The 22,557-nt window shown below is 68.9% G+C and carries 21 protein-coding genes and 1 riboswitch; of the genes, 9 read left to right on the top strand and 12 right to left on the bottom strand.

Features of this window, described 5'->3' with window-relative positions:
- Positions 1-31 precede the first annotated feature (31 nt).
- Positions 32-661: an alpha-ketoglutarate-dependent dioxygenase AlkB gene (locus L5G32_RS01180; protein ID WP_237009179.1), complete on the top strand. Its 630-nt coding sequence runs from the start codon at positions 32-34 to the stop codon at positions 659-661.
- A 7-nt stretch (positions 662-668) separates the two neighbouring features.
- On the opposite strand, the gene L5G32_RS01175 is transcribed toward L5G32_RS01180, so the two are convergent.
- From L5G32_RS01175 to L5G32_RS01165, 3 genes are all read right to left on the bottom strand, one after another.
- Positions 669-1,823, bottom strand: coding sequence for a pyridoxal phosphate-dependent aminotransferase (locus L5G32_RS01175; protein ID WP_237009178.1), 1,155 nt, complete (start codon positions 1,821-1,823; stop codon positions 669-671).
- A 4-nt stretch (positions 1,824-1,827) separates the two neighbouring features.
- The gene (locus L5G32_RS01170; RefSeq protein ID WP_237009177.1) at positions 1,828-3,465 is read right to left on the bottom strand and encodes a DNA repair helicase XPB; all 1,638 of its coding nucleotides are present in this window, start codon (positions 3,463-3,465) and stop codon (positions 1,828-1,830) included.
- A 64-nt stretch (positions 3,466-3,529) separates the two neighbouring features.
- Positions 3,530-5,875, bottom strand: coding sequence for a helicase-associated domain-containing protein (locus L5G32_RS01165; RefSeq protein WP_237009176.1), 2,346 nt, complete (start codon positions 5,873-5,875; stop codon positions 3,530-3,532).
- Between the two features lie 69 nt (positions 5,876-5,944).
- Here L5G32_RS01165 and L5G32_RS01160 point away from each other — a divergent pair, with 69 nt between their 5' ends.
- Positions 5,945-6,133 (top strand): hypothetical protein, encoded by a 189-nt coding sequence (locus L5G32_RS01160; RefSeq protein ID WP_237009175.1) that lies wholly within the window; start codon positions 5,945-5,947, stop codon positions 6,131-6,133.
- Positions 6,134-6,277: 144 nt separating this feature from the next.
- On the opposite strand, the gene L5G32_RS01155 is transcribed toward L5G32_RS01160, so the two are convergent.
- From L5G32_RS01155 to L5G32_RS01145, 3 genes are all read right to left on the bottom strand, one after another.
- Complete coding sequence (locus L5G32_RS01155; protein ID WP_237009174.1) at positions 6,278-6,901, bottom strand: transglycosylase family protein; 624 nt, start codon at positions 6,899-6,901, stop codon at positions 6,278-6,280.
- Between the two features lie 4 nt (positions 6,902-6,905).
- Positions 6,906-7,112, bottom strand: a riboswitch (cyclic di-AMP (ydaO/yuaA leader).
- Between the two features lie 252 nt (positions 7,113-7,364).
- Positions 7,365-7,880: a flavin reductase family protein gene (locus tag L5G32_RS01150; RefSeq protein ID WP_237009173.1), complete on the bottom strand. Its 516-nt coding sequence runs from the start codon at positions 7,878-7,880 to the stop codon at positions 7,365-7,367.
- On the bottom strand, positions 7,877-8,086 hold the full coding sequence (locus L5G32_RS01145) for a hypothetical protein (protein ID WP_237009172.1): 210 nt from the start codon (positions 8,084-8,086) through the stop codon (positions 7,877-7,879). Before L5G32_RS01145 ends, L5G32_RS01150 begins: the two co-directional genes overlap by 4 nt.
- A 121-nt stretch (positions 8,087-8,207) precedes the next feature.
- On the opposite strand from L5G32_RS01145, the gene L5G32_RS01140 reads away from it, so the two are divergent.
- Positions 8,208-8,630: a cold-shock protein gene (locus tag L5G32_RS01140; protein WP_237009614.1), complete on the top strand. Its 423-nt coding sequence runs from the start codon at positions 8,208-8,210 to the stop codon at positions 8,628-8,630.
- A gap of 72 nt (positions 8,631-8,702) precedes the next feature.
- On the opposite strand, the gene L5G32_RS01135 is transcribed toward L5G32_RS01140, so the two are convergent.
- Both L5G32_RS01135 and L5G32_RS01130 read right to left on the bottom strand, forming a co-directional pair.
- Positions 8,703-9,299: a DUF2771 family protein gene (locus L5G32_RS01135; RefSeq protein ID WP_237009171.1), complete on the bottom strand. Its 597-nt coding sequence runs from the start codon at positions 9,297-9,299 to the stop codon at positions 8,703-8,705.
- A gap of 29 nt (positions 9,300-9,328) precedes the next feature.
- Positions 9,329-11,194, bottom strand: coding sequence for an MFS transporter (locus L5G32_RS01130; RefSeq protein ID WP_237009170.1), 1,866 nt, complete (start codon positions 11,192-11,194; stop codon positions 9,329-9,331).
- An 89-nt stretch (positions 11,195-11,283) separates the two neighbouring features.
- On the opposite strand from L5G32_RS01130, the gene L5G32_RS01125 reads away from it, so the two are divergent.
- The 4 genes from L5G32_RS01125 to L5G32_RS01110 all read left to right on the top strand — a co-directional run bounded on the left by L5G32_RS01125 (position 11,284) and on the right by L5G32_RS01110 (position 16,663).
- Positions 11,284-12,069 carry a DUF3027 domain-containing protein gene (locus tag L5G32_RS01125; RefSeq protein ID WP_237009169.1) on the top strand — a complete coding sequence of 262 codons (786 nt, stop codon included), beginning with the start codon at positions 11,284-11,286 and terminating at the stop codon, positions 12,067-12,069.
- Positions 12,050-14,839, top strand: coding sequence for a sacsin N-terminal ATP-binding-like domain-containing protein (locus tag L5G32_RS01120; protein ID WP_237009168.1), 2,790 nt, complete (start codon positions 12,050-12,052; stop codon positions 14,837-14,839). Before L5G32_RS01125 ends, L5G32_RS01120 begins: the two co-directional genes overlap by 20 nt.
- 74 nt (positions 14,840-14,913) lie before the next feature.
- Positions 14,914-16,053, top strand: coding sequence for an acyl-CoA dehydrogenase family protein (locus tag L5G32_RS01115; RefSeq protein ID WP_237009167.1), 1,140 nt, complete (start codon positions 14,914-14,916; stop codon positions 16,051-16,053).
- Positions 16,054-16,066: 13 nt separating this feature from the next.
- Entirely contained in the window at positions 16,067-16,663 is a 597-nt protein-coding gene (locus tag L5G32_RS01110; RefSeq protein WP_237009166.1) for a phosphatase PAP2 family protein, read from the top strand.
- Here L5G32_RS01110 and L5G32_RS01105 read toward each other — a convergent pair.
- Positions 16,645-16,893, bottom strand: coding sequence for a DUF2530 domain-containing protein (locus L5G32_RS01105; RefSeq protein WP_237009165.1), 249 nt, complete (start codon positions 16,891-16,893; stop codon positions 16,645-16,647). The two genes, L5G32_RS01110 and L5G32_RS01105, sit on opposite strands and share 19 nt — an antisense overlap.
- 79 nt (positions 16,894-16,972) lie before the next feature.
- On the opposite strand from L5G32_RS01105, the gene L5G32_RS01100 reads away from it, so the two are divergent.
- A complete protein-coding gene (locus L5G32_RS01100) occupies positions 16,973-18,430 on the top strand; it encodes an NCS2 family permease (protein WP_237009164.1) in 1,458 nt (485 codons plus the stop codon).
- A 160-nt stretch (positions 18,431-18,590) separates the two neighbouring features.
- On the opposite strand, the gene L5G32_RS01095 is transcribed toward L5G32_RS01100, so the two are convergent.
- Complete coding sequence (locus L5G32_RS01095) at positions 18,591-19,793, bottom strand: GNAT family N-acetyltransferase (protein ID WP_237009613.1); 1,203 nt, start codon at positions 19,791-19,793, stop codon at positions 18,591-18,593.
- 70 nt (positions 19,794-19,863) lie between these two features.
- On the opposite strand from L5G32_RS01095, the gene L5G32_RS01090 reads away from it, so the two are divergent.
- A complete protein-coding gene (locus L5G32_RS01090) occupies positions 19,864-20,718 on the top strand; it encodes a TrmH family RNA methyltransferase (RefSeq protein WP_237009163.1) in 855 nt (284 codons plus the stop codon).
- Positions 20,719-20,738: 20 nt separating this feature from the next.
- Here the strand turns inward: L5G32_RS01090 and L5G32_RS01085 are convergent, their stop codons facing one another.
- The gene (locus L5G32_RS01085) at positions 20,739-21,614 is read right to left on the bottom strand and encodes a DUF6928 family protein (protein ID WP_237009162.1); all 876 of its coding nucleotides are present in this window, start codon (positions 21,612-21,614) and stop codon (positions 20,739-20,741) included.
- Entirely contained in the window at positions 21,615-22,481 is an 867-nt protein-coding gene (gene sepH, locus L5G32_RS01080) for a septation protein SepH (protein WP_237009161.1), read from the bottom strand. It abuts the gene before it with no gap.
- Positions 22,482-22,557: the final 76 nt, after the last annotated feature.

Here is a 22,557-nt window from a genome sequence, read left to right as displayed (position 1 = left end):
CCGACATTCGAACAGGTGTACGATTTCGGCTATGGCGGCGGGACTGCAGACGAGCCTCTTCGACGCCACTGATGCCGGCCCTGTACTGACGTCGCTGACGACGGGAGTCCGTCGCACCGAGCTCTCCGACGGCGCATGGGTCGATGTCCGTCCCGGTTGGCTCCAAGGATCCGTCGACGTCTTCGACGCGCTGCGCACACAGGTGCCGTGGCGGGCCGAGGAACGGCGCATGTACGCCGCGACGGTCGCTGTGCCGCGTCTACTCGCGATGTACCTCGGCGACGACCGACTGCCGCACCCGATCCTCGACGTGGCCCGCGACGCGCTCAGCGACCACTACCGGTCGGCGCTGCCCGGTGGTTTCGAGACGGCGGGCCTGTGTCTGTACCGCGACGGAACCGACAGCGTCGCCTGGCACGGGGACCGGATCGGACGAGGGCGGACCCACGACACGCTGGTCGCGATCCTGTCGCTCGGCGCACCGCGCCCACTGCTGCTCCGTCCGTACGGCGGGGGAGCCTCCCGCCGGTTCGTCCTCGGCTCCGGCGACCTGCTGGTGATGGGCGGCAGCTGCCAACGGACCTGGGAGCACGCCGTGCCGAAGGCGAGCGGCGTCGGCCCGCGGGTCAGCGTCCAGTTCCGACCCTCGGGCGTGTTCTAGTCGGGCGCTACAACCGCGCCAGCCGCCGCGCGGCCTCGTCGATCAGGTCGTCGTCCTTGGCGAATGCGAACCGGACCATGTGTCGCCATGGCTGCGGGTGGTCGACGAACGCGCTGACCGGGACCGCGGTCACGCCGATGCGGGCGGGGAGCTCTCGGCAGAACGCCGCGCCGTCGCTGATCCCGAGGGGACGCGGATCGGCGCACACGAAGTAGGTCGCGTCGCTGCGGTGCACGGTGAAACCGGCGGCGGCGAGTGCGTTCGACAGGCGAGTGCGTTTGCGCCCCAGGGATTGAGCGTCGGTGCGCACCCAGTCCATCTCGGTGCGCAGCGCATGCGCGACGGCGGGCTGGAACGGTCCGCTGCCCACGTACGTCAAGAACTGTTTGGCTGCGCGGGCCGCCTGGACGAGGTCGGCCGGACCGCTGATCCAGCCGACCTTCCACCCCGTGACATGGAAAGTCTTCGCGGCCCCGGATATCCGCAGGGTCCGCTCGGCCATGCCGGGGAACGTCGCGAGCGGATGGTGGGCGGCCCCGTCGAACACGAGGTGCTCGTAGACCTCGTCGGCGATAGCGATCACGTCGTGCTCGACGCACAGTCGGGAGATCTCGGTGAGGTCGTCGTCCGACACGATGGTCCCGGTCGGATTGTGCGGGGAGTTCACCACGACGGCGGCCGTGTCCGGCCCGATCGCGGCGGCCAGCGCGTCTCGGTCGAGTGTGAAGCCGTCGCCGTCCGCAACCAGCGGGACGGTGCGACGCACCCCGCCGGCCAGCGCGACAGCGGCCGCATAGGCGTCGTAGTACGGCTCGATCATGACGACCTCGCGGCCGGGCTCCACCAGGCCGAGGATCGCACCCGCGATGGCCTCCGTCGCGCCGACGGTCACCAGTACCTGGGTGTCGGGATCGTAGGCGAGTCCGTAATCGTCGAGTTGTTGTGCGGCGACGGCTTCACGCAGGGCCGGGATGCCGGGGCCCGGCGGGTACTGATTGTGTCCGTCGGCTATCGCTCGCTGTGCGGCCTCGAGCATCGACGCAGGGCCGTCGGAGTCGGGGAATCCCTGCCCGAGGTTCACCGCGTCGTGCTCGACGGCCAGCGCCGACATCTCGGCGAAGATCGTCGACGTGAACGGGCGCATCCGGCTGACCATCGGCATGCGTCTACACCAGGTCTGCCGCGTCGACGATCCGGTACGCGTAGCCCTGCTCGGCGAGGAAACGCTGCCGGTGCGCGGCGTAGTCCGCGTCGAGGGAGTCGCGGGAGACGACCGAGTAGAAGTGCGCCTGACCGCCGTCGGACTTGGGGCGCAGAAGACGTCCGAGACGCTGCGCCTCCTCCTGGCGGGAGCCGAACGTCCCCGATACTTGGACGGCGACCGACGCCTCCGGCAGGTCGATCGAGAAGTTCGCGACCTTGGAGACCACGAGCGTCGAGAGCTCGCCGCGCCGGAACGCGTCGAACAGCTTCTCGCGCTCGGCGTTGCGCGTCGATCCCTGGATGACCGGAGCGTCGAGCTCACGACCGAGCTCCTCGAGCTGGTCGATGTAGGCGCCGATCACGAGCGTCTGAGAATTCCCGTGCTTACTGAGAATGTTCTTGACGACGTTGACCTTCGAGTGGACCGTCGAGCAGAGCTTGTACTTCGTGTCGGCCTCGGCGACCGCGTACTGCAACCGTTCCTCGTCGGTCATCGTCACCCGGACCTCGATGCAATCGGCCGGTGCGATCCAGCCCTGCGCCTCGATGTCCTTCCACGGCGCGTCGTAGCGCTTGGGCCCGATGAGGCTGAACACGTCGCCTTCGCGGCCGTCCTCGCGGACGAGTGTCGCCGTGAGTCCGAGTCGGCGCCGCGACTGCAGATCGGCGGTCATCCGGAAGACCGGGGCAGGCAGGAGGTGCACCTCGTCGTAGACGATGAGGCCCCAGTCGCGCGAATCGAACAGGTCGAGATTCTTGTACTCGCCCTTCGTCTTTCGGGTGATGACCTGGTACGTGGCGATCGTGACGGGGCGGACTTCCTTGCGTTCGCCCGAATACTCGCCGATCTCGTCCTCGGTGAGCGACGTGCGTGCGATCAGTTCACGTTTCCACTGGCGTCCCGCGACGGTGTTCGTCACGAGGATCAGAGTCGTCGCACCGGCCTTGGCCATCGCGGCCGCGCCGACCATCGTCTTACCGGCGCCGCACGGCAGGACGATGACGCCCGACCCGCCCGCCCAGAACGAGTCCGTGGCCATCTCCTGATAGTCGCGCAGCGACCAGTCGTCCTGTACGAGCTCAATCGGGTGCGCCTCGCCGTCGACGTAACCCGCGAGGTCCTCGGCAGGCCAGCCGACCTTGAGTAGAATCTGCTTGAGTCGACCGCGCTCGGACGGGTGGACGATGACGGTGTCGTCGTCGATACGTGTGCCGAGCATCGGAGCCACCTTCTTGTGGCGGAGGATCTCCTCGAGGACGGCGCGGTCGAACGATACGAGGGTGAGCCCGTGCGCGGGGTGCTTCACGAGTTGCAGACGACCGAAGCGGCCCATCGTGTCGACGATGTCGACCAGCAGCGGCTGCGGCACGGGGAACCGGGAATGGGTGACGAGGGCGTCGACCACCTGCTCGGCGTCGTGGCCTGCGGCCCGCGCGTTCCACAGTGCCAGCGGGGTCACCCGGTAGGTGTGGATGTGTTCGGGCGCGCGTTCGAGTTCGGCGAACGGCGCGATCGCCGCGCGTGCCTGCGCGGCGGCGGGATGGTCGACCTCCAGCAGGAGGGTCTTGTCCGATTGCACGATCAGCGGTCCGTCGGTCACTCGTCCATTGTCCAGGCCTGCGGGCTTCTCGGCCACACCGGGCGGCGACTGACGGCACCGGCGACTACAGGAGTTCGACGCGGGTGATGCGGTGCAGCGCGAACCGCAGGTCCTCGCCGCCGATCTCTTCGACGGCGACGAGCTGGCCTGCGGCGAGCGATTGGGCCTTCACGACATGACGACTCGCGCCGCCGTGCGCGTCGACGTATCCGATGCGCAGCCTGCGCCCGGTCTGCATAGCCAACTGGATGAGGGCCGACGTCGTCGCGCCCGAACCGGTCGACGTGGCGGTCGACACCGGAGCCTCCGCACGGTCGGCGACGCGCATGCGGCCGACGACGGTGGCGGCCTGGCCGGGGCCGATCCGTCCGCGACGGGCCGGAATCGGTGCCCGGCGGGTTCTCGCGGGGACCCGCACTCCGCGGCTGCGCAGATCGATCAGCGCGCCGGACGAGTCCTCGCCCGCAGGGGCGAAGCCCGCGGCACGCAGCCGCTCGACGACGTCGCGCAGCGGTGCCGCCGACACCGCGACCGTCGGCGCCAGCGCACGCAGCGACACGTCGCCTGCGGCGGAGCTGCGCAACACAGCCGTCAACGTCGCCTCGTCCTCGCAGCGCACGAACGACGACGCCACCCCGACGCGAAGCTGTCCGTGTCGGCGCGCGACGTCGTCGATCAGGTAGGTCAACGACTGAGGGACGGGTGTCTTGGAGTGCTGGGTGAACAAGGCAGTCAGCTCCGCGGCCGTTCGGCCGGTGTCGAGCGCGCGGCGGATCCCGTCCTCGGTGACTCGGTACACCGAGGCGGCGCCGCCGGACTCCAGGTCGGCGACCAGCGCGAGTCGTTCGGCCAACTCCGGAGTGAGCGGACCGGGCGCGGTGACGGTGAAGTCGGCCTGCACGAGGAAGTAGTCGATGGGCTCGGGGAGCGCCGCGGTCATCACGTCGACGAGATCGCCCCGATCGCCCCCGTCGGGATCGTCCTCGTCGAAGGTCGGGACGGCGAGCAGTGCGCGGCCTGCCGCGGTCAGGGCTCCGTGTGCGACGAGCCCGAGTTCGGTCGCCTCGCGCAGCGTCTCGCCGACAAGGCGGGTGGTGAAGCGACGCAACTGCCGTGGGTGCCGCCACCCGAGCAGCGCGGTGAGCGCGGTGACGCTGACTCCCACCGCAGGCTCGACCTCGGTGAGCGGCGTCAGGATCGTGCGTCGGACGAGGGGCGCCGAGTGATCGAACGCAGTGGAGGCGAGTGCACCGATGATCGCGCTGTCGCGGTCGGTCTCGCCGATGCGCCACGCACACCGAGGCAGGTCGATCCAGCAGTCGGCCAGGTGCGCCCACCGGCGGCCCGGTTCGTAGTGCAGCCAGGTGTCACTCGACGTCGTCGGAGCGAACACGTCGTCACCGGACAGGACGTCGATCGACTCGGGGACACCCGCGTCGATCAGGTGCCCTGCGGCGGAGAGTTCGACGAGCAGCCCGACGCGGGTCGTAGACAGACCGGTCGCCTTGGCGAGGCGTCGGAGTTCGCGGACGCCCATGCCGCCCGCGCGCAGCACGGCCGCGGGAGCTTCGGAGAGAGCGGCGAGCAGATCGCCGGTGTGGCGGAGGAACTCGAGAGCCTCGCCCGCACCGGCAGCGTCGACCGTGGCCGCGTCGAAGCGCGACGGCGTGCCGGAGAGCTCCGGCGCCGTCAGACTCGTCGTGGCCAGCGGCGGCTCGCCGCGCAGGATCTGACCGACCTGCGGCGGCAGTTCGACGGTCTGCTCGTCGACGCGGGACAGGAGATCCGATGCGATGAGGCGGGGGACAGGGGCTGCCGGGTCGGCGTCGGGGGCCGCGTCGCGCGAGCGACCGAGTGCGTGACCGTTCGCGAGCGTCGTGAGGAGTTCACGCGGTCGGTCGTCGAGGTTGTCGATCCGGCTCGAGATCTCGTCTGGCTCGGTCGTTGCGATGGGAGTGATCAGGTGCGGCGTCCGCCACGGCAACGCGGACGCCAGGTGGACCCCCGCCACCCAGCTCGTCGCCTTCTTGCCGGTCGAGGATCCGCTCGGCCAGATCAGAGCGCGGTCGGCGAGAAGCGCGAGCCGGGCGTCAACGTCGGGGCGGCGTGCGCGCCGGCCCAGCCTCGCCACGATGTCGTCGCGGGTCACCGGTCCGAGCAGCCCGTGGCCGCGGCGCGAAGCGGACGAGACGTCGAGGAATGCTTCGACGACGGCGACGGCCAGGAGGTCGAGGTCTTCGCCTGCCAACGAGATGGATGCGGCTGCCAGAGACCGCTGTGCGAGGACCCCGGTTCCCCGCGGCGGTGGCGACGCGAGATCGGGTCGTCGGACCAGGAGTTCGGCGAGGCGGTCGTCCGGCCGGCTCGCCAACTCTTCGGCGCAGCTGCGCAACGGGTGGTCCGGACTCATTCGATCCATCTTACTGACCGGCGTCCGATGTGCCGGGTGCGTAGGCCTGTGTGGTGCACTCATGGCAGAATGAACGCCGTGGCTAAGAAGAATGGATACGTGGACAACGGCTGGCCCGAAGAGACCGGCGACGACCACGCAGTAACCGAGTTCCTCGCGCACGTGTCGGGCGCTCTCTCGCCGTTCGGCGACACGGAGTTCCCGCTGCCGGTGGACGACCTTCCATACGTACACGCGAAGACCGTCGTGAACCGCTGATCCGCTTCTAGCGAAGACCTACGCGCCAGGCCCTGCTCGAATGAGCAGGGCCTGGCGCGTAGCTGTCGTAGCCCGGGCGTGCGGGGCAAAAAAGTAGGCCTCCACTCGCGTGAGTGGAGGCCTACTCGGAAGAGCTAGCTCTGCTTAGGAAGGCAGCAGGTGCTTGTTCTGGTTGAACAGCTTGATCTGATCGGGCGTCAGGTCGTAGCCGCTGTCCTTGGCAGCCTTCCAGGCCTTGCGGACCTCGGGGCTGACGTCGGCCTTCTCGATGGTCTCGTCGACCTGGCTCTTGACCTCGTCGCTGGTCTTGGCTTCGGTCGAGCCGCTCTGCGAGCCGTTCTGCTGGCTCGGGGCCTCGGGGGCCTTCTCGGGAGCGGGCGCGGTGCGCTGGCTCGGGCCGGAGAGGACGCCGCCACAGGTCGGCCATGCGCCGGCGCCCTGCGATGCGAGGACGCGCTCGCCGATGGCGATCTGCTGCTCACGCGAAGCCTGGTCGGCGGTCGGAGCGTACTGGGTGCCGCCGTTGGCAGCCCAGGTGCTCGGGCTGAACTGCAGGCCGCCGTGGTAGCCGTTGCCGGTGTTGATGGACCAGTTGCCGCCCGACTCGCACTGCGCGACCTGGTTCCACTCGGAGTCGGTCGCGGCGGATGCCTGGCCTGCGCCGAGGAGGGCTGCGCCGCCGCCGATGCCGCCGAGTACGACGGAGGTCGCGGCGATCTTGGCGAAGGTCTTGGTATTGGTCGTCTGCTTGGCGTGACGTCCGGACATGTGTTTTTCCTCTCTCCACGCGCCTACGAGGTGAGCTGTCGGGTTCGGGCGAGAGGTGCCCGGTCGCCGGGTTCGGCTGGTGGCCGATGCCCGGGTACTTAACCCCAAGGCGGTCGATCGCTCGTCCGCCGGGTCTCACAGGGAGATGGTGGGTCCCCCGTCCTCGCTCCTGAAAGTCCTGTCATGCGTTCTCTTTCAGCGGAGCGAGGTTTGGCGCGGCAGAAAGAGTTATCGGGTTCGGGTCGATCACCTGGTGGATGACCGTCCTGAACACTACGGGTGAGTAGCGGTCGATTTCACGGTCTTGCTCGTGGCGGATTCGGTGGCACTATCGGCGCATTTCGGGCTCTGTCGCGCGTCTGCGCAGTTCACGCCACTGATACCCGGCCCGTGTCCGGTTCGTTATCACACTGTTATGTGATGAGGATCACGCAATAATTGAGACGCGGACCACGAAGTCGGCTCACGATCGTGCCCGCCGCGCCTCCAGTGCGCGGAACGTCGACGCGTGAAAGACCAGTGGATCGACGCTCGGATCGCTGCGTAGGGCATGAATCCGGAGCAGTACCACGTGGTGGTCGCCCGCCGGCACCACGTGTTCCACCGAGCACTCCAGATGGGCGGCGGCTCCCGCGACGAACAGTGCGCCCGAGTCCGTCGACCAACGATGTACGTCATCGAATCGTGACTCCGGAGGGCCCGCCAGGCGGCGGCACGCGTCGCCCTGATGGGACGCGAAGACGCTGACGCCGAGTCGGTCGGCGGTCGCCAGCCGCGGCCACGTCGACGATCCGTCGCGCACGCACACCGAGACCAACGGCGGGTCGAGCGACACCGTCGTGAATGCGCTCGCCGACATCCCGACGTCGCCGTCAGCGGTCCGGCGGCATACGGCGACGACGCCGGTCGGGAAGCAGCTGTACGCCTGTTTGAGTGCGCCTTCTGCGGAGACCGGGGTGAGTGGCGACGAGCCCGTCACCGGCTGCGCCTGCCCGACAGCAGCGCGAAGACCAGTCCGAGGACGAAACCGAGCGGGGCGCACAGCGCGAGCAGATACACCGTCACCACGATCGCCTGGTTGCTGTCGCGGACCGCGGGGAGAAGGAGTGCGATCGACGCGATCATTCCGACGGCGAACAGCACCACGGCCGTCGCCAACAGGCGGGAGGACTTCTGGGTCTGCATGCAGTCCACGGTAATCCAGGCGGTAGAATCGGACACCACGCGCCTCGAGTCGTACTGCCAGCGGCTACGTCGGGCGCTTACGTGATTCTTTAGGCAGATTAACCAGTTGAGGGTGAGTGCTGTGCCAAGCGGCCGAGTGAAGTGGTACGACGCCGACAAGGGCTTCGGATTCCTGTCCCAGGACGAAGGCGAGGACGTGTACGTCCGTGCGTCGGCGCTCGGCGACGACGCGCCCGAGTTGAAAGCCGGACAGCGCGTCGAGTTCGACATGGCTGCCGGCCGCCGCGGTCCTCAGGCGCTGCGCGTCACGGTGCTCGAGCCTGCGCCGAGCGTCGTCAAGAACAACCGCGAGGCCCGACGCGACAAGCGTCCGGACGCCAAGCGGATGAGCCCGGACGAACTGCACGGGTTGGTCGCCGACCTGATCACCCTGCTCGAGGGCACGGTGCAGCCGGGCCTCCGCAACGGGCGCTACCCCGATCGCAAGACCTCGCAGCGGATCTCCGAAGTGGTCCGCGGAGTCACGCGCGAACTGGACCGCTGATCGAGCAGTAGACACGACAGCACAGATAAGAGCGCGGCTCCGTCGAGGACGGGGCCGCGCTCTCGTGTGTGGTCAGTTGCGGCGGTCGGGCAGTTCGGTCGAGTTCGGGATCTGGAAGTGATCGGGCACCGTGTCGATCGTGTACGTCCCCCGCATCAGGATCGACCCGTCGAGCGACTCGATCCCGTCCGGGGCGTTCTGCAGGACGGTCGAGACCGACCACACCTCGACGCCGAGCAGCACCGCGTCGGGCCGGGTCGGGAACTTCTTCGTGTAGGTGCGCTCGGACGGCTCGACGTCGATGGCGCGGTACACGCCGCGAGGCGTCGCATACTGCGCGATGGCCATCCACGGCCCCTCGGCCACCTCGTGGGGCACCGACACCAAGACGGTGCTGCCGATCGGTGCGGGCGCCCGCACTACATTCACCGGAAGAGTCTCGACCTGCCGCGGATCTGTGGGACGGCAGTCGGTCATGTCGAGGGCGCACCAATAGCTGGGTTCGGCCCGCACCAACTCATCGCCTGCCTGCACCGAGACCGTGGGCAGCGTCTCGGAGTCGTCGGCGGTCGCCATCAGGACGGTGGTGACGACGGCGATGGCGACGACCACGACGGCGACCGCCGCAGCGAGCTTCGCCAGCACCTTCTTGTCTCCGGAATGAAGCACGAGAGAAATCCTTTTCGCTTATCGGCGGGTCAGCGGACGCGGCGCGTCGGTGCGGCGCTGGGCGGCGGCGACCCCTGCGCGGCGAACGGGACGGTCGGAGCCGCATGATCGGGACGACGGCCGCCGATGCCGGGCACCAGCGTCGAACCGCGGCTGGTGAGCAGGGTCTGGACGAAACCTACACCGACGAGGACGGACACGACGGTGAAGCCGATCCAGATATCGGTCGGCAGGATTACGCCGAGGCTGGCGCCGAGGACCCAGCACAGTTGCAGGACGGTCTCCGAACGGCCGAACGCCGAGGCCCGCGACTCGTCGGGCAGGCCGTCTTGGATCGCCGAGTCCATGCAGACCTTCGCGATCGCGCTCGTCGCCGAACCGGTGAAACCCGCGACGACGACGAGGAGCAGGGACCCGAAGACCGCGGCGAGCACACATGCGGCGAAGGTTGCGGCGGTCGCCATGATCACGATCCGGGTCGGGCTCTTGAGCTCCAAGCGAGTGCCGAGACCGTTGCCGAGGAAGTTGCCGACACCCGCAGCCGCACCGACGGCGCCGAGCATCAGCATCTGCTGCAAGCCCGTCGTATCGGGCTGTGCCTTCGCGTAGAACGCGATGTACAGGGTGAGGAATCCGGTCAGGATGCGGATCGTGCCGTTGCCCCACAAGCCGACGACCACGGTTCGGCCGAGCGGCTGCCGCATCTTGGCAGCGAGTTCGCGGGAGAAGCTCGCGCCCTTCGACGGCGAGGTCTCTTCGGCGGACGGATCGCCGCGGTAGGTCAGGGTGGTCGGAACTTCGCCTTCGGTGACCTCGACCCAGGCGGGGATCTTCATGCAGAAGTACGCGCCGACCGCGGCGACCAGGCACAGCCAGATCATCGCGCCGGGTACATGGAACGGGAACGCTTTGCCGAGGACGAACTCCAAGGCTCCTGCGATCGCGCCGCCGACCATCGTGCCTGCGACGAGGCCGAACACGGTCAGACGTGAGTTGACTCGGACCAGGTCGATCGACGGTGGCAGCACGCGTGGGGCGGCCGCCGATTTGAGCACGCCGAACGATTTGGACAGCACCATCAGCCCGAGCGCGCACGGGTAGAGAACCCACGGCTTGTACTCGAGCTGCATCGTGTCCGAGTTCCACGACGAGTTGACGATGATCAACAGGCCGAGGACCAGGCGCAGCGCGAACGTCGTCGCCATCGCGATCCGTCGACCGTGCTGCAACCGGTCCAAGACCGGGCCGATGAGCGGCGCGATGAACGCGAACGGAGCGATCGTGATCGCCAGATAGAGGCCGACGCTCACCTTCGAATCGGCGGTCGCCGCGGCGAAGAACAGGGTGTTGGCGAGGGCGATCGCCATCGCGGCGTCGACCGCCGTGTTCGCGATCACCGGGAGAGTGAGCGCAGTGAGCCCGGAACGGTCGGCGCCGTCGGCCGTCGCCGCGCGGTGCACCATCTTGGCTCCGACCCGAGTGAAGTACCGCGAGCGACGTGCCATCACCCGCACGACGGTGACCTTCTCCGGTGGCACGTATTCGGCGCCGTCCGTCAGGCGCTTCTTGCGTCCGCGGCGGTCGGTGTCGAACGCCTCGGTCTCGGCGTCGTGCGGGTCCTCGTGCGACAACGGCGGCAGATGCGGATTGTGGGTGCGCGGCGGAAGATAGGCGCCGCTGGCAGGTCGATCGTGCCCGCCTGCGGGCGCGTCGAACTTGCGTGTGGGTGTCCGCGGCGTTCGTCGGGGACCGTCGGCCGGGTAGTTGGCCTGTCCTGGGTGCGGGGCAGGGCGACGCGACCGCCGGGCCTGCGCGTCCCCTCTGTGCGGCGTCTCCGGAGCGGGACGCGGGCGACCGCCTGCCCCGCGGTCGTCATGAGATCCACGGGTGTTCACGACTTCGATTGTTCCTCATCGCCCGGACATCGTGCCGCAGGGACGTGCCTGACGTGCGTCGAGGGGCCCGGCTATTGCACACTGGACATGTGAGTGTTGCTATCTCTTCGCCCCGACTCGTCGACGCCGTCGACATCGCCCGCGCTGCTCTCGTCGCCGAAGGCGAGAATCCCGGTGCCCACACCGGGTCCGCGGCGGAGGGCGACTACGCCGCTGCGCACTACTTCGACGCCCAGGTCCCCGGCTATCGGGGCTGGCAGTGGTGCGTCGTCGTCGCCGGCGCTCCGGACTCGTCCGAGGTCACCGTGAGCGAAGTCGCGCTGCTCCCCGCCGGTGATGCGCTGTTGGCGCCCGACTGGGTGCCGTGGGTCAAACGAGTGGCTCCAGGTGATCTTGGTCCCGGTGACCTGCTCGCCGCGCCCGACGACGATCCGCGGCTGGTCTCGGGCCAGGTCGACACGCAGGACGTGAGCCCACTCGACGCCGACGAGGTCGGCCAGGTGTCCGCCGAGATCGGGTTGGGGCGTCGACGCCTGCTGTCCCTCGAAGGCCGTGCGGACGCCGCGCAGCGCTGGTACGACGGCGACTTCGGTCCGACGTCGACGATGGCGCGCAACGCTCGGCACGCCTGTGGAACCTGCGGCTTCTACCTGCCGGTCGCCGGAGCCCTGCACGCCGGATTCGGGGTGTGCGCCAACGAGCTCTCCGCGGACGGGCACGTCGTCTCCGCCGAGTACGGGTGTGGTGCCCACTCGGATGTGAAGGCACCCGAGGGTGGTGGCAGCCCCGCCTACGACGCGTTCGACGACGGAGCGATCGAAGTGGTCGCCCGCCCCGCCGAGCCCGTCGGATCCGATGGCCAGTCGCACGCCTGACGCCTCCGGTATCCCAGACCCCTTCGGGCTGACCGCGCTGCGTGCGGCGACGCTCGCTTCGTGGCAGTCGTCGCACACTCGGATGGCCGAGGACGCGGCGGCCGAACGCGAACTCTCCGACATCGGCTATCGCGGACGGCTCCTCACTGAACTCGCGGCGAACGCCGCCGATGCGGCCGTCGACGGCGACGGTCGCCTGGCGATCGCACTCGACGGCGCCGTGCTGCGCTTCGCGAACACCGGCGCGCCGCTCACTCGCGACGGCGTCTACTCTCTGACGGCACTGCGTGTCTCGCCGAAACCATCGCTCGGCGGACCGACCGTCGGCCACTTCGGCGTCGGTTTCCGATCGACCGCCTTCGCCGATCGTGTGCAGATAGCGTCGACCAGCGGGGCCATCGAGTTCGATCGGCAGCGCAGCATCGATGCGGTGCGGGCACAAGCAGGGACACCACAAGCAGGGACACCACAAGCAGGGACACCACAAGCAGGGACAAGCGAAACCGTTCCCGCGCAACGGCTGGCGTGGCCGTCGGACGCGGTGCCGCCGCAGGGATTCACCACCGAGGTGTCCGTCGACGCGGGGAGTGTCGCGGCGGACCTGTACGCCGGATTCGCGGGCCAAGTGCCCGACCTCCTCCTCGAACTGCCTGCCCTGCGTCGGATCGACGTCGGCGACGAATCGTTCGAGCGGCAGACCGACGGCGACCACGTGTCGATCGTCCGAGACGGCGAGATCGTCGCGCGGTGGCTCGTCGCGCGCAGCGGTTCCAACACGTGGATGGCGGCGACCGAGCTCGATCAGCGGGAGGACTCGATCTCACCGCTCACCGACGACGTTCTGCGCAGCCCGACGGCGACCGGCGTGCACCTCGCGTTGCCCGCCCGGGTCATCACCCGCCTGCCGCTGACGCCCGACCGGCGCGACGTCCACCCCGACGCCGACATCGCGTCGGCGGCCGCCGGATACACCGATCTCGTCGCGCTGGCCCCCGACGACCAGAAGCACCGACTGATCCCGCAGCCGACCCTGTCGGCGGGACGGATAGCGGCGCGACTGCACGAACAGATCCTCGCCGACCTGGGCGTCGCGCGCTGGGTGCCGACCGTGGGCGGCGACGTCCTCGCGCCCGAGCGCGCGTGGGTGCTGCCCGGCCTGCCCGACCGGCTCGGCCCCGTTCTCGCCGACGTCCTCGATCCGCTCGCGCACGCAGCCGTCTCCGACCGTCCCGGCGCCGCAGCGCTGGTTCGGTTGGGCGCCCGCCAGATCGGGTTGGCCGACCTCGCCGACGAACTGTCCGGTGTGCGGCGGCCGCCGTCCTGGTGGCAGAGCCTGTACGCCGCGCTCGCGGTCCTCGTGCAGACCGGCGACGACGCCGCGGAACTTGGGGCGCTGCCGATCCCGCGGACCGACGGCCGGACCCACCGCGGTGCGCGCGGGCTCTACGTCCTCGACGGACTCGTGTCCGGCGCCGGTGAGGCTGCGGCCCCGGACTGGCTTCCGCTCGTGCACCCGGACGCCTACGATCCGTTGCTCGACCGGCTCGGCCTCGAGCACTGCAGTGTCGCCGACGCGCTCGCCGATCCCGCGCTGATCGCGGCGATCGACGCCGCGGACTCGCACGCGGATCTGTCGGCCGCAGTCCTGGACCTCGTCGCCCTCGGCGACCTCGATGAGACATCAGGTCTCGCGTCATCGGGTTTGGGAGCTCTCGAACTGCGCGCGGACGACGGCGACGACTGGCCTGCTGACGAACTCCTCCTTCCCGGCGCCCCGCTGCGAGACGTGCTTGTGGCCGACTCTCCGTTCGGCACCGTCGATCCGGCACTCGTCGAGCGGTACGGGCCCAAGGCGTTGCGGGCGATCGGCGTCGGCTGGGGATTCACCGTCGTGCACGACGACCTGCCGACCGGGCCCGACCACGACCTGCCCGACGAGGACGAGTGGTGGGACGGTTTCGATGTGCCGCCGGAGACCGTCCACGCGATACGCGACCTCGACCTCGTCGATCCCGACCGGTGGCGCGCGGCGCTCGCACTGCTCGCCGACGACGCGACGGCTCCGTTGCTCGACGCCGGTTACACCCGGTGGTGGCTGCGGCGATACGCCGAGGTCGACGGGACGGCGCTGCGTCATCGACGGGCCGTTGACCATCGCGGGTTCGCCGGACTCTTCGACGCGCTGCACGACGTCCCGGCCGCCGCGGCTCCGCTTCTCGTCGCCGACCGACCCGACGACGCCGACGATGCGCAGGTCTGGCTCGACCGACTCGGCGACGCCGACCTCGACGTCGCACCCGGGGTCGCAGTCCGCGCCCACGCCGCCGTGGTCGGCGCGGTCCGTGACGGTCTCGTCGCCGTGGACGACCTCCGGCCGCCGGACGGCGCCCGAACGCTCGCCGGGACGGTGACCGATGCGCCGATCGTCGTCGACCGCTCGTGGTGGACGAGCGCGCTCCCCGCCGACCGTGCCGTGGTGCCCGGGCCGGCCGTCGACCCCGACGATGCAGCGCTCCTCGCGGACGTCCTCGACGCCGATCTCGCGTCGCAGACATGCCACGGGGTCCCGGTGGGCGACGGGGAGGCCGTCGACGCCGACTCCGCCGAGCTCGTCACGCTCGCTGCGACGACCGGACGAGCTCTGACCGGGCGGGTGCTCGTGCACCGCCCGCTGACCGTCGCCGTCGTCGTCGACGGCACGGAACGTCGCGTCGACGTACCGTACTGGGAGGACGACACCGGGACCGTCCACGTGAGTCTCGGGTCCTGATCTCATCTGATCTGCCCGCACGCGACTGGGTACGGTTGAGACGATTCGCCATCCGTCACGAGAAGAGGTTGAGCATGCCGGTTGACCGCCTACTGCCGTCGGACGAGGCGCACGACCTCATCGACCTGGTCCGGGACGTCGGCGACCGACTGCTCGAGCCGATCGTCGACACCCACGAGAAGGACGAGACCTACCCGGAGGGTGTGTTCGCGGCGCTCGGCGACGCAGGCTTGCTCGGCCTGCCGTATCCCGAGGAGCACGACGGCGGCGGCCAGCCGTACGAGGTGTACCTGCAGGTCCTCGAAGAGTTGGCGGCCAAGTGGGCGTCGGTGGCGGTCGCGGTCAGTGTTCACGGCCTAGCCTGCTTCCCGCTGTTCACCTACGGCACCGACGAGCAGAAGCAACGGTGGCTGCCCGACCTGTTGAACGGGCGCTTGATCGGCGCGTACAGCCTGTCCGAGCCGCAGGCCGGCTCGGATGCGGCGGCCGTCGCCTGTCGCGCGACTCCGGTCGACGGCGGCTATGCGGTGACCGGCACCAAATCGTGGATCACGCACGGCGGCATCGCCGACGCCTACAACACGTTCGTGCGGACCGGCGAGGGCTCCAAAGGCATCTCGTGCCTGTTGATCCCGCGCGCGAGCGACGGACTCGAGTTCGGCAGGCCCGAGGAGAAGATGGGGCTGCACGCGGTGCCGACGGCCGCCGCGTCGTACAGCGACGCCTTCGTCGGAGCCGACCGCCTCCTCGGCGAGCCGGGGCAGGGGCTGCAGATCGCGTTCTCCGCCCTCGACTCGGGCAGGCTCGGCATCGCCGCGTGCGCCACCGGGCTCGCACAGGCGGCACTCGACGCCGCCGTCGACTACGCGAAGGAACGTCAGACGTTCGGGAAGGCCATCATCGACCACCAGGGGCTGTCGTTCCTGCTGGCCGACATGGCGGCGGCCGTCGACTCGGCACGCGCGACCTACCTCGACGCCGCCAGACGACGCGACGCCGGACGCGACTACTCGCGTGCCGCGGCGACGGCGAAGCTTGTCGCGACCGATGCGGCGATGAAAGTGACGACCGACGCCGTGCAAGTGCTCGGCGGCAACGGCTACACCCGCGACTTCCGAGTGGAGCGCTTCATGCGCGAAGCCAAGATCATGCAGATATTCGAAGGCACCAACCAGATCCAGCGCCTGGTCATCGGGCGCTCCCTGGCGAAGTAGAGGCTCGGCGACGATGCAGCCGTTCAGCACCGATCACACCGTGACCGACTGGGTCATGACGCACCGTGGCGAGCCGTGGACGTCGTTCATGCAGTTCATCACCGTGTGGGGTGACACGCTCACGTTGACCCTCGTCGTGATCGGCGTCGCCGTGCTCGCGTGGATGGCTGGGCGCATCGACTTCGCGGCCGTGATCGTCGCCGGATCGTTGGTCGGGTGGGCGCTGATGGCGCTGCTCAAGGTCTCCTTCGCCCGCGACCGACCGCCCGTCGAAGACCGGCTGATCGACATCGGCGGGTATTCGTTCCCGTCCGGCCACGCGATGCTCAGCGTCGTCGTCTACGGGCTGACGGTGATCATCCTGCACCGGCTGTACCCGCAGGTCCGCGAACGTGTGCTGTGGCTGTCGGCCGGGCCGATCCTGGTGGGGCTCATCGGGTTCAGCCGCATCTATCTGGGCGTCCACTGGTTCAGCGACGTGCTGTTCGGCTGGCTGTTCGGCTGCATCTGGATCGCGTTGTGCGTGGCCGCGCACGTGCAGATGTCACGACGCAGGCAGGCGGCACGCGCTGCGCAACGACGCGGAAAGACTCAGTCGAGCCCTTCCTGAGCGCCGCGCGAACCGCGCCGGACGGCGGTCCTCTGGACGGTCACCAATATCGTTCCGGCGACGCCGACCGCGAGGCCGACCCAGCACACCGTCAACGCTCGGTCGCCGCCCAGATCGGCAGCCCACACGACGATCGTCGCGACCAGCCAGGCGAGCATTCCCACGACGATCACCGGTTCCGGAGCGCGGAGTCGTACGGGCAGCTCCGGGATCGGTGTCTCATCACTCATGACTTCAGGGTAGCTTTTTCCCGTGGCGCGTTGATCGCGCGTCGAACGTACCGAGCATCCATGTGCGAAGGGTGAACCGATGACCGATCCCGCTGGAAAGCCGAGCGGAGTGTTGGACCGCTACTTCAAGATCTCCGAACGCGGGTCGACGATTGCGCGGGAGATGCGCGGCGGACTCGTCACGTTCTTCGCGATGGCCTACATCGTGGTCTTGAATCCGATCATCATCGGCGGCGACGCCGCGACCGACACCAACGTCGACGCCTTCGGGCATGCACTGAACCCCACCCAGGTGACGGCGGTGACGGCTCTCGTCGCAGGTGTCATGTCGGTGCTGTTCGGCTTGATCGCGAACTTCCCGTTCGCCTTCGCGGCCGGACTGGGCATCAACAGCCTGCTCGCGGTGACGATCGCTCCGCAGATGAGCTGGCCCGCAGCGATGGGCCTGGTGGTGCTCAACGGCATCGTGATCGTCGTCCTCGGACTGACCGGAGTGCGCACCGCGGTGTTCAACGCGGTCCCCAACGAGTTGAAGGCGGCGATCGCGGCGGGCATCGGCGCCTTCATCGCCCTCGTCGGTCTCGCCAACGCCGGGTTCGTCACCCACGGCGTCGAGAACGGTCCGCCCGTCCAACTCGGTTCCGACGGCTCGATCGCGACCGTCCCGACCATGCTGTTCTGCATCGGCGTCCTCGTGATGGGCGTCCTCGTGGTGCGGAAGGTGCCCGGCGGTCTGCTCCTCGGCATCGTGATCATGACCGTCGTGTCGATCATCGTCGAGGCCGTCCTCGACCTGAAGTCCGGCGATCAGGGCGGCTGGGCGATGAACGTGCCGGGGATGCCCGACGGCATCGGCGGCCTGCCCGACCTGTCGCTGGTGGGCGACGTCGACCTGTTCGGTGCGTTCACCGGAGCGTTCGAGCACGTCAGCATCCTGATCGCGTGCATCTTCCTGTTCACGCTGGTGCTGTCGAACTTCTTCGACGCGATGGGCACGATGACCGGTCTCGGCAAGGAGGCCGGACTCACCGACAAGGACGGCAACCTGCCGGGCATCGGCAAGGCGCTGGCCGTCGAGGGCGTCGGAGCCGTCGCAGGCGGCGCGGCGTCGTCGTCGTCGAACACGGTGTTCGTCGAGTCGTCGTCGGGCATCGCCGAAGGCGCGCGGACCGGTCTGGCGAACGTGGTGAGCGGTGTGCTGTTCCTGGCCGCGATGTTCTTCACGCCGCTGTACACGATCGTTCCGATGGAGGCCGTCGCGCCCGCGCTCATCGTGGTCGGCGCGCTGATGATGGGGCAGGTGCGGGAGATCGACTTCAGTCGCTTCGACTACGCGCTGCCCGCGTTCCTCACGATCGTCGTCATGCCGTTCACGTACTCGATCGCGAACGGCCTCGGCGTCGGCTTCATCGCGTGGGTGGTCATGCAGACCGCGCGCGGCGACATCAGGAAGATCCACCCGCTGCTCTGGATCGTCGCGGCCCTCTTCATCGTCTACTTCGCTCGCGGCCCCATCGAGAACCTGATCAACTCGTAGCGCGCTGCCTTCTGCCCGCCGGTCGAGCCTGTCCGCCGGTCGAGCGAAGTCGAGACCCCCCGAACTTCCCGCTGGTCGAGCGCAGTCGAGACCCCCGAATCGCTTAACCCTCCCATCGGTGTCACCCACTGACACCAACGAGAGGGTTAGAGGCGAGGCCCTAGAAGAACGTGCCGGCGAAGGGGGCGTGTTCGACGTCGAACATGCGGGCCAGCTGGGTGAGGGAGTCGGCGGAGTCGACGTGGATCCGTCCCGCTTCGGAGAATCCGCGTGCCGGGACGCCGCCGAGGTAGAGACTCGAGAGCACCGAGATGTCCATGCTCACACTAGGCACGGCATCCGTACGGGACACCGTGGCTCGCCCGTCGACGACGGACAGCTTGTAGCGGCCGCCGCGGTCGGAGTAGTCGTCGGCCACGTCGAGGACGATCGTGCCTCCCTCCGAGTACCGCCGCAGCTGCAGCGCGTCGACCACATCGAGGATCGACAGCCACAGCGTGTCCGGACGGGCCTGGAACGACGCGGCGCGCGCATCGGTGAGCAGGTGGGGGAGCGGATCGTCGACGGGGATCGACGCGTGAACCGACGAGATCAGGTCCAGGCTGGTCAGGACCCGCCACAGGTCGTCGTGCGCCTGCGGAGTCACGGCGACGAGGTCGTCGACGAGGGCGGTCCGGTCGCGGGCGTCGATCCGGTACGCGGCGTAGCCGTCCGGGTGCAGCAGGTAATGCAGTCCCGACGTCTGAGAGTTACGGCGGAAGCTGCGATCGGCCAGTAGCGACGGCCACCACGCCTCGGGGCGCCCGATGGCTCCCGAGCGAGCGGCCGCCCATCGCGCGTGGACGGCGGGGACATGCTCTTCGACTTCCTCGGGAGTGCCGTATCGCACTCGGGAGTCGTCGGGGGCGGTCGTCCGGAAACTCGCCGCAGCGGGAGCTACGTGAACGCGGTGCGCGTACGCCGCGGGGCCGAACCCGAAGCGCTCGTAGATGGTGCCTTCGGTGGCCGTCAGGATCGCCAGCGGATGTCCGCGCGCGCGCCAGTCGTCGAACTGGGCGTCGATCATCCGACGAAGGAGGCCGCGGCGGCGGTGCGTCGCCGACACCGACACCCACGACAGTCCGGCGGCCGACGCGACAGCGCCGCCCGGCAGCGTCAACGGCAGGTCGTAATAGAGGGAGAAACCCACGATCGTCGACGACCCAGGGACAGTCCCGGCGTCGCGGATCAGGTAGGTCGCCTCATCGGGGACTTTGGCGCGGAACTCCGTGATCTCGTCGCGGGGGAGCGGGCTCGGCAGGGCGAACGCCCTGGCGTCCAGATCGATGATCTCTGGCCAGTCGGCGTCGCTCGCATGGGTCATCCTCAGCGTGTCCACGGTGTCCACTCTGCCATTTTGGGTCTGACGGTTAGGGTGTGCCACCGTATTGAAGGTGAACCAGCCGCTAACCGTCGAGGTCATCGACATCACTGATCCGTCCGACGAACGCGTCGACGACTTCCGGGACCTCAACTCCGTGGACCGCCGCCCCGATCTGCCCGCGCTGCCCGGTGGAAGCATCGGCAAGGCGTTGGTGATCGCTGAAGGCGGCCTCGTCGTCCGACGGATGATCGCCTCGCGCTTCGCCCCACACGCACTCTTCGGGGTGGACCGTCGCCTGGAGGAGTTGTCGGACACGGCTCTGGAACACGGTGTCGTCGAAGGCGTCGGCGGCGTCCCCTTCTACCGGGCGTCGAAAGAAGTGATGGCCGAGGTGATCGGCTTCCACCTCAATCGAGGAGTGCTGGCGGCCGCACGCCGACCGGAGACGTTGACCGTGCCGTCGGTGATCGAGTCGGCCCGGACCGTCGCCGTCCTGGAGGGCGTCAACGACCACGAGAACATCGGCAGCGTCTTCCGCAACGCGGCGGGTCTCGGCGTCGACGCGGTGATCTTCGGGACCGGCTGCGCCGATCCCCTCTATCGCCGCTGTGTTCGCGTCTCGATGGGACACGCGTTGCTGGTGCCGTTCGCTAAGTCGGAGGACTGGCCGGGCGACCTGGAATTCCTGCGCGAGAACCGGTTTCAGACGATCGCCCTGACTCCTAGCGAGGGAAGCGTGCCGTTGCGGAAGGCAGTCCAAGCCGACAAGCTGGCGTTCCTCGTCGGCGCCGAAGGTCCCGGGCTCAAGGAGCACACGATGCGGTCGTGCGACGTCCGCGCGCACATACCGATGAGCCGCGGCACCGACTCGCTGAACGTCGCCACGGCAGCTGCCGTCGCGTTCTACGAGGCGTTGAGCCGCTAGTCAGCGGTACGGGCCGCGTTCTACAGGCGCCCGCGGAATCCGAAATAGCGGGAGATCGGTCCGGGAGCCCGGGGCACCCTCTCGCGCTCGGCGTCGGGTGGGGATGTGACGGCGATCGGCATCGTCAGCTCCTCGTCTGCCGTCTCCTCGTCAGCCGGTGCCCCGTTCGCCGCCGGCGTGTCGACCGGCAGCGGTCCGGGCGTCGGCACCCGATCGGTCCGCGGCTCAGGCTTCACCTGTGACGCCGGCGTCGCCGTCGCCCCCTCGGACAGGATTCGATACGCGTACACGGGGATTCGCGACGGCTCAGTGTCGCCGTCGCCGGGCGGCGGGGTGAACCGGAAGCCGATCCACTGGCGGTTCGCCTCCTCCGCGAGTTCGGCGGGATGGAACGGCAGATCGAGCGGGTCGGGTTCGGCGCCCGGCAGGTACTGGAGCGGTCGTTCGCCGGCCCAGAACGGGCTCTCGAAGCCGAACGGGACGCCGTGGTCGGCGTGGATCGTGTCGGGTGACGCCGCGAACGCGCGCTGCAGCCGTCCGTTCTCCCACCGCGCGAACACTCCGGTGTTGGTCTCCGGGTTCAACGACAGGAGCAGCACCGTCCAACCCGGCGCGAGAGCCGTGACGAACTCGGTGATCTCTTCGGGCGACACCGTCGCCAACGACCGACCGGCGAGGACTGCTACATCGCCGAAATGCGCGGCGAACACGGTGTCGTCGTCGGCGTCGGGCAGCGTCGACAAGTCGGCGACGGCGGTCGCGGACGGTACGTCGCCGACGTAGGCGCGGCGCATGAGGTCGTCGGTCCGGTTCGGGTCAGCGACGGATCCGCGTCGAAGTTGTTCGGCGGGATCCGGGCAGGCGACGAACCACAATGTCGTGGTGTGGGCGAACACTTACTCTCCGGGGTGGCTCCGAACGCCCAGCAGGACGTCCTCCCAGGCCGGGACGGTCGGTGTCGCACGCTTGCCGCTGCGATGCCGGGGTCCCTGCCCGTGTTGTTTTTCCCCGCCGCTCGGCTGTGCGGACGGGGTGTCGTCGAACTCCAATTCCAGCGGAGACGACTGCTGTTCCATGATGCGGTCTGCATTGACTGTGACGTGTTCGTGGCCGTCCGGGAGGACTTCGTGCTGCGGCGGCTCGGGAGCCTCCGGGACGACGGACATCACGGTGCGACGTGACGAACGCGCCAATTCGGGCTCGGTCAGTTCCACCGCGAGGTCGTCCAACGGCTCGGTGATTCCGCCGTGGGATCCAGGTGTGTACCGCCAGTGTGCGAACTCGTCGTTGCCGTTGCTCGGCCACCCGACCTGGACCACCCATCGGCCGTCCTCGGGCCGCCACGCGTCCCATGACGCGTCTGCGGCCGAGTTGCCGCGCAGGGTGATGCATTCGGCGACGAGTTCGCCGAGCGTGTTCAGGCTGGGGCCGTCGATGCCTGCCGGGTGCGACGCACGCGCCAGTTCGGCGGCGCGTGAGCGCTCCAACAGGACGGGGTGGGCGAAGCGGTAGATCTTCTCGGGACGTTCCCCGGTGACCTCGGCGAGCTCGTCGACGGTCGCTCCGGCTCGGACTCGAGCTTGGATCTCTCTGGGACTCAACATGATTCCAGGTTCTGTCGGAACCTCGGGCGTCGGTACGGCTGGAGAGAGGGCGTTGCGCAACGTGTCGTCGACGGTCAATGCGAACTCTTCGCCGGACTCGGTGTCGATGCAGATCACCGCCCCGTCAGGATCGACGCGTTGCGCCTTCAGCTTTCGCACTCGATCGATCCTCCTCTGCGTCCCACGTACGCGGATATCACTCTCCAGCGTAAAACACTGAGTCGCCGGAGAGGTG

The sequence above is a fragment of the Gordonia zhenghanii genome (genome assembly GCF_021738965.1).
GTDB classification, from domain to species: Bacteria; Actinomycetota; Actinomycetes; order Mycobacteriales; family Mycobacteriaceae; genus Gordonia; species Gordonia zhenghanii.
Note: the sequence above shows the minus strand (reverse complement) of the source record. Positions and strands in the feature narration are given on the sequence as shown.